The organism is Hydrogenivirga sp. 128-5-R1-1 (assembly GCF_000171895.1).
The window spans coordinates 1-1,364 of the sequence record NZ_ABHJ01000387.1 but is presented as its reverse complement, the minus strand read 5'-3'; the positions used below and the strand labels follow the sequence as shown (position 1 = coordinate 1,364).

The following is a 1,364-nucleotide window of genomic DNA, read 5'->3' as shown; positions in this document are numbered from 1 at the left end:
TCAAGTATTGCAATTAGTGATTTTTGTTTGATAGCAAATTTTTACCAGTATAATTAAAATTTTACTAACTTTTCAACTTTTTGCTCTTTTACAATGGCTGGTAGCTCTGGCACATAAGGAAACATATCGCTGTAGTTTTCTTTAAATTCTTTTAGTGTAGATTTTATTTCTCCTTTTCTAAATGTTGTGGCATAAACTAAAAGGGTTATTAACTCGCTATCTGAAAATTTAGGCTTATTTGTTTTGTGTTTATGTCCTATCAACTTTAATACCTCGTCTACAATTACATAAACTGTTGTTATATAATCTTTATATGTCATTGGTTTTCCTCCAGTGGTTTTTATCTTTATTTTGCCACTGGAGTTTTTTTATTTAAACTTCTCTCTTGAATTGGAAACTAAGGTTAAGGTTATAATAATATTAACCAAAATGTAATCTGATTATGATAAAAATTATTACTAATTTTGGAGGTATTATGAAGAAATTACTAATATTAATAACTATCCCATTCTTATTTTTTAGTTGTGCACAGGTTCAGGATGCTGTAAATCCAGCTCCTAAAAAGTTTATAGCTAAAACTGAAAGGTTTGGAAATTTTACATTTGTTGTTCCAGCAAATTTCAAATTAAAAGAAGAAGCATCTTTAATTTATAAAAAGGGTAATAGTGTTAGAGCTTATCTTGTATATGCTGGAAGCGGAAGTGTAGCAAAGATTTCTAAATTTTTAGATGAAAACCTGTCTAAACTTGGGTGGAAAAAGTCCTCTGAACTTATAGGGCCTGCGGCTGTTTTAGTTTATAAAAGAAACGGTCAAGCTCTTGTTATAAAAGTTGAAAGAATTCTTGCAGGAACATATATAAAAATGTTATTGACCTGTGCATAATTAAGGCTAAATTATGATATAATTTTTTCTCTTTTTGCGAGCGTGGCGGAATTGGCAGACGCGCGGGACTTAGGATCCCGTGGCCGCAAGGCCGTGAGGGTTCAACTCCCTCCGCTCGCACCAAGGTTTAAATCAGATTTATCAATAATTTCCTAAAAATACCCTTTCCAGAAAATTCCAAGAAATTCCAGAAAATTTGAGTGTATTTTTGCACCCAGTTTTCACCCAGAAAAAGGAAGGGGCATAAGCCCCAGTTTGTCTAAAATTTAACAAGTTTATCTCCCACTTTAACCCCATTTTTTACCCATTCTATTCTTTTGAACATCATGTCTATATATGGCTTTGCTTTTTCCATATCTATTATTAGCACATCTAAAATTGAGGTTAAGAGGTCATATTTGAGTTTGAGTTCCTTGTATTCTTCGTAGGTTGGAATTTGACGGAGTTCCTGAACAAGCTGGTTGTATTCGGCTTTGAGTTT

3 protein-coding genes and 1 tRNA gene are annotated in these 1,364 nt (G+C 32.6%); 2 read left to right on the top strand and 2 right to left on the bottom strand.

What is annotated here, in order from left to right:
* Positions 1–53: 53 nt before the first annotated feature.
* Positions 54–320: a hypothetical protein gene (locus HG1285_RS01370; protein WP_008289413.1), complete on the bottom strand. Its 267-nt coding sequence runs from the start codon at positions 318–320 to the stop codon at positions 54–56.
* A 155-nt stretch (positions 321–475) separates the two neighbouring features.
* Between HG1285_RS01370 and HG1285_RS01375 the strand changes: the two genes are divergently transcribed.
* Both HG1285_RS01375 and HG1285_RS01380 read left to right on the top strand, forming a co-directional pair.
* Positions 476–883 (top strand): hypothetical protein, encoded by a 408-nt coding sequence (locus HG1285_RS01375; protein WP_008289412.1) that lies wholly within the window; start codon positions 476–478, stop codon positions 881–883.
* A 36-nt stretch (positions 884–919) separates the two neighbouring features.
* Positions 920–1,006: transfer RNA gene (locus HG1285_RS01380), tRNA-Leu, on the top strand.
* A gap of 136 nt (positions 1,007–1,142) precedes the next feature.
* Here HG1285_RS01380 and HG1285_RS20040 read toward each other — a convergent pair.
* On the bottom strand, positions 1,143–1,364 hold a 222-nt coding region (locus HG1285_RS20040), incomplete at its 5' end, for a hypothetical protein (RefSeq protein WP_008289411.1).

Bases quoted from the DNA above. Each gene is read 5' to 3' on its own strand.
- HG1285_RS01375 (WP_008289412.1), top strand. From the start codon at position 476: ATGAAGAAATTACTAATATTAATAACTATCCCATTCTTATTTTTTAGT.
- HG1285_RS01370 (WP_008289413.1), bottom strand. From the start codon at position 320: ATGACATATAAAGATTATATAACAACAGTTTATGTAATTGTAGACGAG.